We start from the raw sequence: 13547 nt of genomic DNA on the forward strand, positions 1-13547 counted from the left end.
TGGCCGTTCACACTCGCCCGGTTGGGGGATGCTCCCTGAAGACAATCGATTACCGAGCGTCCGGCTCCGGGTTCGCACCGGCTTTGGCGAGGAAGTCGAAGTCACAGCCCTCGTCGGCCTGCGTGATGTGTTTGGCGTAAAGCGAGCCGTAGCCGCGCTCGAACGGCGGTGACGGCGGCTCCCACCGCGCACGCCTGGCGTCGAGTTCGGCGTCGTCGACTTCGAGGTGCAGCCGCCGCGCCGGGACGTCCAGCGTGATCAGGTCGCCGTCGCGCACCAGCGCCAGCGGGCCGCCGACGAACGACTCCGGCGCGACGTGCAGCACGCAGGCGCCGTAACTGGTCCCGCTCATCCGCGCGTCGGAGATCCGGACCATGTCGCGCACGCCCTTGGCCAGCAGGTGGTCGGGGATCGGCAGCATGCCGTACTCGGGCATGCCCGGTCCGCCGAGCGGCCCGGAACCACGCAGCACGAGCACCGAATCCTCGGTGATGCCCAGCTCCGGGTCGTTGATGCGCTTCTTGAGGTCGCTGTAGTTGTCGAACACGACCGCGGGACCCGTGTGGGTGAGCAGGTGCGGCTCGGCGGCGATGTGCTTGATGACCGCGCCGGACGGCGCGAGGTTGCCGCGCAGCACGGCGACGCCGCCCTCGGCCGCGACCGGGTTCTCCCGGGTGCGGATCACGTCGTCGTTGTGCACGCGCGCGCTCGCCAGCAGCTCGCCGAGCGTCTTGCCGGTGACCGTGACGCGGTCCGTGTGCAGCAGGTCGGTCAGCCGCGACAGCAGGCCGGGCAGGCCGCCCGCGTAGTAGAAGTCCTCCATCAGGAAGTCGCCGCCGGGACGGACGTTGGCCAGCACCGGCACCTGCCGGGCGATGGCGTCGAAGTCCTCGATGCTCAGCGGGATCTGGCTGCGGCCCGCCATCGCGATCAGGTGGATCACCGCGTTGGTGGAGCCGCCGAGCGCGAGCACGGTGGTGATCGCGTCGGAGTACGCGCGCTTGTCGAGCACCTGCGAGATCGTCAGGTTCTCCCAGACCATGTCCACCACCCGCGCGCCGCTCGCCGCGGCCATCCGGTGGTGCGCGGAGTCGACGGCCGGGATCGAGGCGGCGCCGGGCAGCGTCATGCCGAGCACCTCGGCGGCGCTGGTCATGGTCGAGGCGGTGCCCATGGTCATGCAGGTGCCGGGGGAGCGGGCGAGGCCGCGTTCCAGTTCGGACAGCTCTGCGTCGCCGATGAGGCCGGCGCGCTTGTCGTCCCAGTACTTCCACATGTCGGTGCCGCTGCCGAGCGTCTCGTCGCGCCAGTGGCCCTTGAGCATCGGCCCGGCCGGCACGAAGATCGACGGCAGCCCGGCGCTGGCGGCGCCCATGAGCAGCGCGGGGGTGCTCTTGTCGCAGCCGCCCATGAGCACGGCGCCGTCGATCGGATAGGACCGCAGGATCTCCTCGGTCTCCATCGCGAGCAGGTTCCGGTAGAGCATCGGCGTCGGCTTCTGATAGGTCTCCGACAGCGTCGCGACCGGGAACTCCAGCGGGAAGCCACCCGCCTGCCAGACACCGCGTTTGACCTGCTCGGCCCGCTCACGCAGGTGCATGTGGCAGGGGTTGATGTCGCTCCAGGTGTTCAGGATCCCGATGACGGGTTTGCCGAGGTGCTCCTCGGGGTTGAACCCGAGCTGCCTGCTCCGTGCCCGGTGGCTGAAGTTGCGCAGCTCGTCGCCACCGAACCAGCGGTGGCTGCGGAGGTCCTCAGGCTTCATCATGTGAGCTGATCCTGCCACTCTCCTGGGGTATGTGTAGTCCCTAAAGTATGACATCTCATATATCATTTCTGCGACTGTTCACCAGGTGAACATCCGGACGGCGTCTTGCCAGTAGATTTGGCACTATCTGCGAAAGCCGTCGGGAGCCGGAGATGACGATGTCTGGGACGTTCAGCCTGCCCGCCTCGCGCACCGAAGTGGTGCTCGAGGAAATCCGCCGAGGCATCCTCACCAGGGAGCTGTTACCCGGCCAGCCGCTGGTCGAAGCGGAATTGGCGGCCAAGCTCGGCGTCTCGAAGACGCCGGTGCGCGAGGCGCTCAAGGTGCTGTCCAATTCGGGCCTCGTGACGTTCAGCCCGTACAAGGGCGCTTCGGTGTGCGTGGTGGACTCCGAACTCGCCAAGGCCGTCTACGACGTCCGGCTGGTGCTGGAACCGGAAGCGGTCCGCCGCACGGTCGAGCGCCGCGACCCGGCGCTGCTCGAAGACGCCGCCGAGGCGTTGAAGGAGGCCTCGGCCGCCATCTCCGATCGCGACCAGGCCGCGCTGAGCCTGCTGAACCGCCGCTTCCACCGCGCGCTCTACAGCGGCTGCGGCAATCCTTTGCTGGTCAGCATCCTCGACGACCTCAAGGACCGCGCGGCCTTGATCAGCATCGTCGGCTGGGAAGCGAACCCCAGCTGGCGCAAGGAATGGAACGAGCACAAGGCGATTCTCGCCGCCGCGAAGAAGGGCGACGCGCAGACCGCGTCGGATCTGCTCCGCAACCACGTGGCCGACTTCCTCGACCGCATCGTCGCGGCCATAGGGGACTGACGGCTCGTGCGCGTTGCGGGCGGTTCTAACCGCCCGCAACGCGCACGAGTCCTTGACCGGTGCGCAGGCTCAATCCCGCCTCGGACGAAGCACGCGCGTCAGGTTCAGTTGATCTGGAACTGCTCCCCGTACACCGACCACTTCAGCGGGGTGTGCAGGTCGAAGTTCTTCTCGTTCAGGAACTTCGACTGCTCGGTGTCCACACGGGACGTGTCGGAGTGAGCCTCTTCGAGCTTCATGACGCGCTTGCGCTCGACGAGGAACGCCTTGAGGTAAGCGGTCTCGTCGCCACCCTGTGACGGCGGCTTCGCCTTCTTCAGCGCGGCGGTGCGAATACCCTTGAAGCTCGTCGAGCCGCCGTCGAAGCCGTGCATGACCGCGGCGTCGTAGTAGGCGAATTGTCCGAGATTGCTCAGGCCGTCCGCTTTGCCCTGCGCGACCGACGGGTTGAAGTAGACGCGGTCACGCTCGTGGTTCTGCGCGTTCTTGAAGGCGTCGGTGGCGGCCGCCTTCTTCCAGTCGTTGACGAACGCGCTGCCGAGCCCGGAGTGCGAGTCGGTGCCGTTGACCTTGCGCAGCGCGGGCAGGTATTTCTGCAGCGGGTTGCCCGGCGTGGTCTCCGAGTAGTACTCGACCAGGTCGAGCATGTCGCCCGTGCCCGAGCAGAACCCGATGATGCCCGCGGTGTAGCCGCGGCCGTCGCCGATGTCCTCGATGTACTTGTACTGCGCCTTCCAGTCCAGCGAAGAGTTCTCCGCGCTGGAGACGAGCTTCATCGCGATTTCCTTCTTCGCGGGCACCGAAAGGTCACCGGCGAGCACGGCCGCGCCGAGCGCGGGTGCTTCGGTGGCGGCGAAGGAGGCGGTGGAGACCACAACGGGCGTCGCGACGGACAAAGCCAGCACGGAGGCGACGCCGATGCCGCGGCGGATTCTGGCGTTCATGTTTAAAAGGTCCCTTTCATCGTTGAATTAGGGCACGAAGAGTGGTGCTGTTTACCTATTTCGACAGAGCTGCTCCGGGCAGGGAGAAACCCCGGAGGGTGGTGCTCGGGAATTGCAGCTCTGCTTCTTGCTGCGGCGTATCCGTACGATAACGAAGGGTCAATCAAGCCACAAGAGCACCGAAGATTTCATGTACATGAACGGGTAATCGGTTGCCCAAACCCCTGGTAGCTGTCATTCTCTTGCCTATGACCCGTCCGAAGGGGAGGCGCTGGCGCGCGCGATGAGTGGATCCACGTTCTTTTCGCATGCCCTTTCGCTGGCGGCACTGTACGGCCCCGGACCTTGGCCGGATGAAGGAAATCCGCTGCCTGACGAGCCGGAACACGGCGACGGCGCCGTCTTCGCGGCAGGCGCGCTCGACGGCATACTGAGTCATCATCTGGCCGGCAACCGGCTCGAGGGCGCGGCCGGGCTGGCGGATCTGCTGGCCGAGGCGGCCCGCGGCGAGCTCGTCCCGGCGATCGTGCCGGGCCTCGAACGCCGCCTGGAAGACGTCAATGTCGCGGAAATGTCCGATGAACTGTCCGGTCTGCTCGAACAACGAGACATTTCCGATGATCGAGTCCGCGAATTGGCCAGATTGCTGGTCGAGGGCGGAACACTGCGTGAATCGGTCAAGATCGGTTTGCTCTTGCTCAGCCTGAGTGGTGATGAGCGTGATCGGGAACTGCTGTTGCTGATGGGCGCGCTCGAGGAGCTGACGCTCTTCGCCGTCGACGCGCTCTGGCGCACCCAGCCGGATCCGCACCGCGCGATCTTCGACCTCGCGCGCCGCGTCCGCGGCTGGGGCCGGGTGCAGGCGGTCGAGCGGCTCGCCGACTCCCGCGACCCGGAGATCAAGTCGTGGCTGCTGCGCGACGGCTTCCGCAACGACGTGATGGACGAGTACCTCGCGCTGACCGCCGCGGTCACCGGCGGCCTGCGTGACGCGCTGTCCGCCGCCGTGGTCGACGACGACCTGCTCGACGGCGCGGGCGCCATCCTCACCGCGCTGGTCGCCGAGTACGGCCCCGGCGACGGCATCGAGTACTACCTCGACGCGGTGCCGGTGCTCTGGCGGTACGCCGAGCTGGTCGACGCCCGCGAACCGTGCCTGCGCACCATCCGCCCGCTGGTCGCCGTCCTGTCCTTTTTGGACAACCCGATCGAAGGCCTGCCATGGCGCTTCGACGTCGACGCGCTGCGCACGCGTTACGCCGAGCTGCTCGGCCGACCCGAGATCACGCAGACGGTGCTCGCGCACCTGGCCGACCCGGCGCGCGCCGACTTCCTGGACGCGCTCTGGCCGGCGAACGTGCTCGGCCTGCGCCCGCGCGACCAGATCGTCGCGTACCTCGAGCAGTCGCCGGTGAGCTTCTTCGCCTGGAGCCACCTCTGCAAGTACGTCGATCCCTGCGACGCGCCGTGGCTCGCCGACCTCGCCGAGCGCCTGCTCCCGCCCGAGCAGCCACCGGACACGGGCATCCGCCGCCACCTCAACGCCGACCTCGCCTGGCGCTCGGTCCGCGACCGCCTGCGCGAGCTCTCCTCCAGCTCGTCCGCGGAGTAAAGCGGGCTTTATCCCGCCGGTGAACCCGCGAAGAGCCGGATGACGTCGGGCAGCACGTTCACCGGGATGCTCGGGTCGATCGCGCGCTGCACGCCGAGTCCGATGCCCAGGCTGAGCAGCGCCGTCGCCGCGTCGTCCGCCGACATCGGCAGTGTGATCGAGAACTGCTCGGCGTATCCGGTCAGCAGCGCCGCGATCGAGTCGCGGATCGCCTTGTCCCTGATCGCGAGCTCATGCCTGACCTCGGGGTTGCGCCTGGCGTTGGTGGCGAACTCGACTTCGAGCGCCGTCCACGCCTCGTCGCCGATGCTGCGCTCCGCCCAGGACTGGAACGCGGTGATCAGCCCGTTCATGTCGTCGGCGCCGACGAGCGCCTCGGCGATCATCGCGACCTGATCCTCATGGATGCGGTCGAGCACCGCGAGGCACAGCTCGTCCTTGTTGCGGAAGTTCGAGTAGACCGCGCCCTTCGAGTAGCCGGCCTCGTCGGCCACCTTCTCCAGCGAGGTCGCCGAGTAGCCGTCGCGCAGGAAGAGGTCCTTCGCGGTGGCGATCAGCTGTTCGCGGGTGCGTGCCTGGCTTTCGGCGCGGGTCAGTCGGGCCATGGGCGTCACTCTAAGCGTTCGGCGTCCCGGGTATCGGAATACCCGAGTTAGCCTACCAACGGTATCGAAATACTGCTAGTCTCCGAAAATCCGGACGATCGAAAGGAAGACCCGTGTTTCGTAGCCGCTATCCCGCGATCGACCTGAATGGCGCGGTCATCGCGATCACCGGTGGCGCCCGCGGCATCGGTAAGGCGACAGCCGAGGCGTTCGCCGCCCGAGGCGCGAAGGTCTGCGTCGGCGATCTCGACCCCGGCGAAAAGCAGTACAAGCTCGACGTCACCGACCGTGCGTCCTTCCAGGCTTTCGTCGACGAGATCACCACGGAGCACGGCCACATCGACGTTTTCGTCGGCAACGCGGGCGTGATGCCGCTCGGCGGTTTCCTCGACGAGCCCGACGCGCTGAGCCGCACGACGCTCGACGTCAACGTCTGGGGCCTGATCCACGGCCTGCGTCTGGTGCTGCCCGGCATGATCGCGCGCGGCCGAGGGCACATCGTCAGCATCGCGTCGATGGCGGGCAAGATCCCGTTGCCCGGCATGGCCGTCTACAACGCGAGCAAGTTCGCCGCTGTCGGCCTCACCGCCGCCGTCCGCCGCGAATACGCCGGCACCGGGGTCAGCGTCAGCGCCGTACTGCCCAGCGCGGTGCGCACCGAACTCGCCTCGGGCGTCTCGCTCGGCAAGGGCCTGCCGACCGTCGACCCCGAAGACGTGGCCGACGCCGTCGTCGCCAGCTGCCGTCACCGCCGCGCCGAAATCCCGGTGCCGCGCTATGTCGGTGGCTGGGATCTGCTCGCCGCGGTCACCCCGGAACCCGTGATCAGCCTGGGCAGGCGGCTCATCGGCGACGACCGCGCACTCACCGCGGTCGACCCCGAAGGCCGTGCCGCCTACGAACGCCGCGTCGCGGGCCAGACGGGCGCCTGAGCGAGACGCCGGTCCGCCAGCGCCGGGAACTCCTTGCGCGCGGTCGGGATGACGCCGAGGTCGACGTCGCAGAACGTGATGCCCTCGGCCGTCCCGGCTTCGGCGAGCACCTCACCCCACGGGTCGACGACGCGGCTGTGCCCGGCCAGCCGCACACCGTCGTCCTGCTCGCCGACGCCGTTGCACGCGATGAGCACGACCTGCTCCTCGACGGCGCGGCAGGTGGTGAACAGCCGCCAGTGCCCGAGCCGCGCGTCCGGCCACGCGGACGTCACGATGATCGACTCCGCGCCCTTGTCGACCAGCGCCCGGTACAGCTCGGGAAAGCGCAGGTCGTAGCAGGTCGTCGTGCCCAGCCTGCCGAGCGAGGTGTCGACCGTGTCGACGGTCTCGCCCGGCGTCAGCAGCTCGGCTTCCCTGGACTGGTAACCGAAAACGTGCACCTTGCGGTACGTGTGCAGCACCGCGCCGTCCGGCCCGATGAGCACCGAGGTGTTGCGCAGCCTGCCGTCCGCGCCGCGTTCGAGGAAACTGCCGAGGTGCAGATGCGCGCCGAGCCGCCGCGCCCATTCCCTGGCGGCGCAGACGGTTTCGCCGTGGATCGGCTCGGCGTCCTCGGAGTAGGTGTCGAACGCGAACGCGCCGGTCGGCCATAGTTCGGGCAGCACCACCAAGTCCGCGCCCGCCGCGTCGGCGAGCATGCCCGCTACCCTGTCCCGCCTCGCCGTCACGCTTTCCTCGCGCGGGCTGGCCACTTGAACCAGTGCAGTCCTCACATCTTTCAAAGGTAGCGGCGAAGCGGCTACTCGACAGTCTCGAATCGGATGCCCGCCGAAATCAGCCGTTCCAGCAACGCGTCGCCCATCGCGGCCGCGGTGGTCACCTGACCGGCCGTCGGCGGCAGGTCGTCGTGCGCCAGGCAGAGCGCGGACTCGGCGAGCATCTTGGCCGTCTCGTCGTAGCCGGGGTCACCACCCGAAACCTCGGTCCTGACCCGCTGACCACCGCCTTCGCCGACGAATCGCACCGAGAACCAGGACTTCGCGCGCAGCGCGGCGTCCGGCCCGTCGCCGGGTTTGCGCAGTTTCCCGAGCACCTTGCGAGCGGGCGGAAGCTGCGCCGCGACGAAGATCGCGGACAGCCCGGCGGCGCCCGCGACGATCGTCGGCAACCGTTTGATGGCCGCGAAATGCCGATAGGTGAAATCTGGGCCGTAGCCCTCGAGCGCGGCGGCCGAACGTCCGACGATCTGCGGATCGATTGTCGGCAAAGGAATGGCCCAGAACTTCGAGCCGGGCATCCGGTGCGGCTTGCCCTGTTCCACCCGCACACGACGCTTCGGCGGCTTCGGCTCGGCCTGTGCGCGAGCCTTGGCGGTCGACACCATCTGCCGCACGCGCGAGAACGCGGTCAGCGCCGAGTTGAACGTGCCACCGGACGGCATCCCGCCCGCGCGCACGCAACCGCTGATCGTGATCGGCACACCCTCAGGCAGCTGCTTGACGGTGTAATAAGCGCCGAGGTCGTGCGGGATCGAGTCGAACCCGCACGCGTGCACCAGCCGCGCGCCGGTTTCGACCGCGCGTGCGTGGTACTTGAGGTACATCCGGTCGGCGAACTCCGGCTCCCCGGTCAGGTCCACGTAGTCGGTCCCCGCTTCCGCGCACGCCGCGACGAGCGGCTCGCCGTATTCGAGGTAAGGCCCGACGGTGGTGATCACGACCTTCGCCGACTCCGCGACGGCACGCAGCGAGTCCGGATCGGTGCTGTCGGCCTTGAGTAGCGGCAGCTCGGCGAACTCGGCGTCGATGCGCGCGAGCCGTTCGCGCACGGCTTCGAGTTTCGCCTGGTTGCGGCCTGCCAGCGCCCAGCGCGCGCCGACGGGACTGTGCCGCGCCAGGTACTCGGCGGTCAGCTCACCGGTGAAGCCGGTGGCACCGAACAGGACGATGTCGTAGGTCCGCATGGCCGCGACGCTATCAGCTACCGGCGGTATCCGGATTTACCGGATCGCAATGTCATTCGGCCAAATGGTCAGTGTTGGTACCGAAAAGTCACGGAAATGGTCAAGATGTAAGCGGAGGGTACCGACCTGGAGGGGCCGCTGATGACGACGACCGCGCTGCCATGGGACGCGCGGGCCCGGGATCTGGCCGACCGCCTCACCAAGGACGGTGTGCTGCGCGATCCGGCGTGGCGCACCGCTTTGGAGGCCACGCCACGGCACGTGTTCGTGCCTTCGTTCTACCGCAAGGAACCCGAAAGCTGGGTCGCGGTAGCGGGCACCGAAGACTGGCTCGACACGGTGTATTCCGACTCCGTGCTGATCACGGCCATCGCCAGGATGCCGAACGGCGAGCAGGTGCCGATCTCATCCGCGTCCGAGCCGAGCCTGATGGTGCGCATGCTCGAAACACTCGACATCCGCGACGGCCACCGCGTGCTCGAAGTCGGCACCGGCACCGGCTACAACACCGCGTTGCTCAGCCGCAGACTCGGCGGCGACCACGTCTACTCGATCGACATCGGCGCCGACCTGGTCGAATCCGCCAGGGAACGCCTCGCCACACTCGGCCACCATCCGACGCTGACCGTCGGCCACGGCGCCCAAGGCGTTGTCGGCCAAGCACTTTTCGACCGTATTCTGGTCACCTGCGCGGTGCCGGCGATCCCTTGGGCGTGGGCCGAGCAGCTGGCCGTCAACGGCCTCGTGCTGGCCGACCTCGAAGCAGGCTCCGGCGCGGGCAGCCTGGTGCTGCTGCGCCGTTATCCCGACCGCCTGGAGGGCCGGTTTCTGCCCGACTGGGCCTCATTCCTCCCCATGCGCGCCGCCGACACCGCCCCCGAGCCACCCCCACGCCCCTCCCGCGTCGACGAAGGCGCCATCTGCTGGACGGAAATCGACCCCACCCTCCCCGAAGAGCGCGTCCCGTATTTCCTCGCCCACACCCTCATCCCACCCGTACTGGCCATGGGCGAGCGCGACGACTGGATCACCTTCACCGCCCGCGACGGCTCCTGGTGCGAAGTCCGCCGCGAGCCCGAGCCCGACGGCAAGCGCATGGTCTGCCAAGGCGGCCCCGTCCGCATCTGGGACCGCTTCCTCCGCACCCACCGCCTCTGGTCCGCCGTCGGCCGCCCCAGCTGGGACCGCTTCGGCCTGACGGTCACCGCCGACGGCTACCACCGCGTCTGGCTCGACGACCCGGACGGCGACTTCCGCTGGACCCTCCCGCCCCACTGACCAGCACTGGCCCTGGCCTCGCTCCTGGCCGGGTTCTGCTGCCGATCTCGTGCCGTCCGCCCAGGTACGCGTGTCGTCCGTCTAGGTACGCGTGCCGTCCATCTGGGTACGCGTGCCGTCCATCTGGGTACGCGTGTCGTCCGAAGGCGTCGCTTTCTGCGGATCAGGCGTGGACGGTATGCCTGGGGTTTGGGTCTGTTTGGGTCACCTCTACTGCGGTCCCGTATGAACATTTCCGCTGCCTGGGTCGGGTGGGTTTTGTGCTCGCTGCGGAAATATCCATACGGCCCGAGGGCACCTTGGGTTGATCCTGCTCCGGCTCATCGGATGCCCGCGACCAGGTTCTGCTGCCCGCCTTGCGTGGTGGGTCGGGCAGCCGGGGCTTGGGGGTCGTGAGTGATGGCGACGGTTCTAACCGTTGGGAACACTCACGACTAACGCCCGCTCAGGGCTTGCAGGTCGGCCTGCCCCGGGGCGATGGTCGCGGCGGGTGTTATGGGTGGGGCTGGGTTTCGGTTACGAGTGCGCGGCCGGAATCTCAAATTCGGGTGATGCGGTCGAGGTCGGATTGCGGCTGGCTTCAGGCGCGAGTGCGCGGCAGGGCTTAAGCGCGGCCGAGGCTCCCGGTTCGGGGTGTTCAGGCTCGGGCGTGCATCGTGTTGCGACGGGGAGCGCGGGCCGGGTCGATGAACGCCGGTGGAATGAATTCCGGGTGGTCGTCGGTGGCGATGCGGACGTCCCATTCGCTGTGGTGGATCAGTCGGTGGTGTCGGCTGCAGAGCAGGACGAGGTTGTCGATTTTCGTTTCGCCGTGGTGTGCCCAGAAGATGATGTGGTGGGCGGTGCATTGCTGCGTCGGCGCATCGCAGCCGGGGAATGCGCAGCCGCGGTCGCGGATGGCCAGTGCTCGCCGTTGTGCTGGGGTGGCGAGGCGTTGTTCGCGGCCGACATCTAAGGGTTGGCCGTCGGAGCCGAGGGTGACGGGGATGACTTTGCAGTCGCAGGCCATGCGGCGGGTTTCGGCGGCGCTGATGTCGCCGACCAGGTCCAGGCGGCCCTGTCCGATGCCGGATCGGAGTTCGTCGAGGCTGATGGTGACCACGACGTGCACACTGTCCCCGGCCTGGGTGGGGATTTCCGGGTTGAGTATGCCCATCTGCACGAACTCGGTGAACGCGTCACCCCACCGTTGCCACTGCGACCGGGCATCACGGCCTTCCTCCTCGGTGGCCGGGCGGGGTTTGGCGAGCGGATCCAACAGCGCTTTCAATCGGGCGATGGTGTCGGCGTCGGTTTTGACTTTCAGGCCGTGGGTGCCGTCTCGGTGGGTCACGAACTCCAGCTCCCGCCGCGGCGCCACCGGATCGGGATCTTTCGGCTCACGCCCATCAGGATCAAGCCGATCCCGCAGATTGACGGCGGCTTTGGTGATCTCCCTCGGACCAGCCGTACGAGCCAGATCGACCAGGATGTGTTCCCCGGTCTCTCGGTCCTCTGTCGACACCGACGCGGGTAGTCCGGCCAACGCGGTGATGATCGGATCCAGCTGTGCTGGACCCAGATCACCCCTCAACGCCGCCGCCGCGGCATAAGGCGCCAACGCAGGAATCCGCATGCCACCATCCTGGCGGGGGTTGAGGGCGCGAGCGCGTTCCACGCGGGCTTTCGCCTCCGCGGGTTTGATCTGGACCCAGTCCACCAGCATCTGCGCCACCGTCGCATAGCCGGACACATCCCGCACACCACGCGATTCAACCTCGGCCAGGATCTGACCCTGCTCCGCGTCTAAACGGCGTTTCTCCCTCTCCCGCGCTACGTACGCCATCAGCAGCGCGTCATCCTCGAGACGCCACCACTCGGGTAGCGCTTGGAGGTCAGGGGGTTCTGTGCTGATCACATACTCCACCTTACTCGCGTTAAGGGGAGCATGCCACTAGCCACTCGAACGTCTTCGTTTCCCTTGCCGCACAGCCACTCCCGAGTCGGGCTGCGGAGATGTTCACGCTGGACTGCCGAAGGTTCCCAGTGCCGGTTACCCGCGAGTACAGTCGCGCGAGACCAGTTCGAGGAGGCATGGGTGACCGAGCGGTTCGGCAGCTACCAGAACGAGATCTACCTGCAGGGGTACGGCGGCACGCTGCCGCTCTGTTCGACCGATGCCACCAAGCTCGAGGAGTCGGCGAAGGAATTGATGGGCCCCGGCCCGTTCTCCTACGTCGCGGGTGCCGCCGGCTCCGGTGCGACCGCGCGCGCCAACCGCGCGGCCTTCGACAGCTGGCGCATTGTGCCGCGGATGCTGACCGGGGCGACCGAACGGGATCTGTCCACGACCGTGCTCGGCACGAAACTGCCCGGCCCGCTGCTTGTCGCGCCCGTTGGCGTCCAGTCGATCGTGCATCCCGACGCGGAGAAGGCCACCGCTCGTGCTGCCGCGTCGGTCGGGCTGCCGTTCATCCTTTCGACGGCCTCGTCGACGAGCATCGAGGATGCGGCCGAGGCCAACGGTGATGGGCCGCGGTGGTTCCAGCTCTACTGGCCGAGCGATCATGACGTCTGCGCGAGCATCCTTGCCCGCGCGAAGGCAGCCGGGTTCACCACGCTCGTGCTCACGCTCGACACCTGGACGCTCGCGTGGCGACCGTCCGACCTCGATCAGGCGTACCTGCCGTTCCTGCAGGGCGAGGGCTGCGCGGTCGGGTTCAGTGACCCGGTGTTCCGCGGCCTGCTGGAGAAGACGCCGGAGGAGGACCAGCCGAGCGCGATCCTGCGGTGGATCGGCATGGTCACCGGCACCGACCACACCTGGGATCAGCTGTCGTTCCTGCGTGAGCACTGGGACGGCCCGATCGTCCTCAAAGGCATCCAGCACATCGACGACGCGCGTCGTGCCGTGGACGAGGGTGTCGACGGCATCGTCGTGTCCAATCACGGGGGTCGCCAGGTCGACGGCGCGATCGCGTCGCTCGACGTGCTGCCGGAGATCGCGGCGGCCGTCGGTGACCAGCTCGATGTGCTGTTCGACTCGGGGATTCGGACCGGCGCTGATGTGCTCAAGGCCGTCGCGCTCGGTGCGAAGGCCGTGCTCGTCGGCCGTCCTTGGGTTTACGGGCTCGCGCACGGCGGCGAGGCGGGCGTGCGTCACGTGCTGCGGAGCCTGCTCGCCGATACCGACCTGACGCTGGGGCTGTCCGGGCACAAGAGCCTGGCCGAGCTGAGCCCGGAGGACCTGCGCCGCGCGTGATCGGGCGCTGACCTTCGGTGAATTTCGGCAAATCGGATACGAAAACCTCCACTATCGGCTAATGTCCGTGCTTCCCCGCTGGGGGCCGCACGGGGACGGCCTGGGGAACTTTCGTCATTTACTTCAGTGAAGGTGTATTCGTCATGCTCAGACTCGGTATCTTCCTCGCGATCATCGGCTTCGGCTCGATGGTGCTGCCCCAGTTCGACCTCCAGTTCACGCTTCTCATGTGGGCCGACCCGTACCAGCCGACCATCGGCATCGTCGTCGGCGTGATCGGCCTGGCTCTGGTCGGCGTCGGTGTCGCCGCGAAGAACAAGAAGAAGGCCGTCGCGCCGCAGCAGCCGTAGTGACCAGGCGACGGCGAGGGCGCACAAGCCCTCGCT

The 13547-nt window shown here is 67.8% G+C and carries 12 protein-coding genes; 6 read left to right on the forward strand and 6 right to left on the reverse strand.

Going from position 1 to position 13547, the window contains the following annotated elements:
* Positions 1–49: 49 nt before the first annotated feature.
* The gene (gene araD / locus AB5J62_RS08480; protein ID WP_370947579.1) at positions 50–1768 is read right to left on the reverse strand and encodes an L-arabinonate dehydratase; all 1719 of its coding nucleotides are present in this window, start codon (positions 1766–1768) and stop codon (positions 50–52) included.
* Between the two features lie 158 nt (positions 1769–1926).
* Here araD and AB5J62_RS08485 point away from each other — a divergent pair, with 158 nt between their 5' ends.
* Entirely contained in the window at positions 1927–2583 is a 657-nt protein-coding gene (locus AB5J62_RS08485; RefSeq protein WP_370950213.1) for a GntR family transcriptional regulator, read from the forward strand.
* 104 nt (positions 2584–2687) lie between these two features.
* Here the strand turns inward: AB5J62_RS08485 and AB5J62_RS08490 are convergent, their stop codons facing one another.
* On the reverse strand, positions 2688–3527 hold the full coding sequence (locus AB5J62_RS08490; protein ID WP_370947580.1) for a chitosanase: 840 nt from the start codon (positions 3525–3527) through the stop codon (positions 2688–2690).
* Between the two features lie 283 nt (positions 3528–3810).
* On the opposite strand from AB5J62_RS08490, the gene AB5J62_RS08495 reads away from it, so the two are divergent.
* Complete coding sequence (locus tag AB5J62_RS08495; RefSeq protein WP_370947581.1) at positions 3811–5139, forward strand: hypothetical protein; 1329 nt, start codon at positions 3811–3813, stop codon at positions 5137–5139.
* An 8-nt stretch (positions 5140–5147) separates the two neighbouring features.
* Here AB5J62_RS08495 and AB5J62_RS08500 read toward each other — a convergent pair whose 3' ends face one another.
* Complete coding sequence (locus AB5J62_RS08500) at positions 5148–5744, reverse strand: TetR/AcrR family transcriptional regulator (protein WP_370947583.1); 597 nt, start codon at positions 5742–5744, stop codon at positions 5148–5150.
* A 113-nt stretch (positions 5745–5857) separates the two neighbouring features.
* Here AB5J62_RS08500 and AB5J62_RS08505 point away from each other — a divergent pair, with 113 nt between their 5' ends.
* Complete coding sequence (locus tag AB5J62_RS08505) at positions 5858–6676, forward strand: SDR family oxidoreductase (protein ID WP_370947584.1); 819 nt, start codon at positions 5858–5860, stop codon at positions 6674–6676.
* On the opposite strand, the gene AB5J62_RS08510 is transcribed toward AB5J62_RS08505, so the two are convergent.
* Both AB5J62_RS08510 and AB5J62_RS08515 read right to left on the reverse strand, forming a co-directional pair.
* A complete protein-coding gene (locus AB5J62_RS08510; protein ID WP_370947585.1) occupies positions 6640–7452 on the reverse strand; it encodes a carbon-nitrogen family hydrolase in 813 nt (270 codons plus the stop codon). The two genes, AB5J62_RS08505 and AB5J62_RS08510, sit on opposite strands and share 37 nt — an antisense overlap.
* A gap of 26 nt (positions 7453–7478) precedes the next feature.
* Positions 7479–8642 carry a trans-acting enoyl reductase family protein gene (locus AB5J62_RS08515; RefSeq protein ID WP_370947586.1) on the reverse strand — a complete coding sequence of 388 codons (1164 nt, stop codon included), beginning with the start codon at positions 8640–8642 and terminating at the stop codon, positions 7479–7481.
* A 141-nt stretch (positions 8643–8783) separates the two neighbouring features.
* Between AB5J62_RS08515 and AB5J62_RS08520 the strand changes: the two genes are divergently transcribed.
* Complete coding sequence (locus AB5J62_RS08520; protein ID WP_370947587.1) at positions 8784–9920, forward strand: methyltransferase domain-containing protein; 1137 nt, start codon at positions 8784–8786, stop codon at positions 9918–9920.
* Positions 9921–10557: 637 nt separating this feature from the next.
* On the opposite strand, the gene AB5J62_RS08525 is transcribed toward AB5J62_RS08520, so the two are convergent.
* Complete coding sequence (locus tag AB5J62_RS08525; RefSeq protein ID WP_370947588.1) at positions 10558–11817, reverse strand: DUF222 domain-containing protein; 1260 nt, start codon at positions 11815–11817, stop codon at positions 10558–10560.
* A gap of 180 nt (positions 11818–11997) precedes the next feature.
* On the opposite strand from AB5J62_RS08525, the gene AB5J62_RS08530 reads away from it, so the two are divergent.
* On the forward strand, positions 11998–13161 hold the full coding sequence (locus tag AB5J62_RS08530) for a lactate 2-monooxygenase (RefSeq protein ID WP_370947589.1): 1164 nt from the start codon (positions 11998–12000) through the stop codon (positions 13159–13161).
* A 143-nt stretch (positions 13162–13304) separates the two neighbouring features.
* Complete coding sequence (locus AB5J62_RS08535; RefSeq protein ID WP_370947590.1) at positions 13305–13511, forward strand: hypothetical protein; 207 nt, start codon at positions 13305–13307, stop codon at positions 13509–13511.
* Positions 13512–13547: the final 36 nt, after the last annotated feature.

The organism is Amycolatopsis sp. cg5, assembly GCF_041346955.1.
Taxonomy (GTDB): Bacteria; Actinomycetota; Actinomycetes; order Mycobacteriales; family Pseudonocardiaceae; genus Amycolatopsis.

Excerpts from the sequence above, each read along its gene's own strand:
- araD (WP_370947579.1), bottom strand. The coding sequence starts at position 1,768 with ATGATGAAGCCTGAGGACCTCCGCAGCCACCGCTGGTTCGGTGGCGAC.
- AB5J62_RS08500 (WP_370947583.1), bottom strand. The coding sequence starts at position 5,744 with ATGGCCCGACTGACCCGCGCCGAAAGCCAGGCACGCACCCGCGAACAG.
- AB5J62_RS08495 (WP_370947581.1), top strand. The coding sequence starts at position 3,811 with ATGAGTGGATCCACGTTCTTTTCGCATGCCCTTTCGCTGGCGGCACTG.
- AB5J62_RS08515 (WP_370947586.1), bottom strand. The coding sequence starts at position 8,642 with ATGCGGACCTACGACATCGTCCTGTTCGGTGCCACCGGCTTCACCGGT.
- AB5J62_RS08490 (WP_370947580.1), bottom strand. The coding sequence starts at position 3,527 with ATGAACGCCAGAATCCGCCGCGGCATCGGCGTCGCCTCCGTGCTGGCT.
- AB5J62_RS08485 (WP_370950213.1), top strand. The coding sequence starts at position 1,927 with ATGTCTGGGACGTTCAGCCTGCCCGCCTCGCGCACCGAAGTGGTGCTC.
- AB5J62_RS08535 (WP_370947590.1), top strand. The coding sequence starts at position 13,305 with ATGCTCAGACTCGGTATCTTCCTCGCGATCATCGGCTTCGGCTCGATG.
- AB5J62_RS08520 (WP_370947587.1), top strand. The coding sequence starts at position 8,784 with ATGACGACGACCGCGCTGCCATGGGACGCGCGGGCCCGGGATCTGGCC.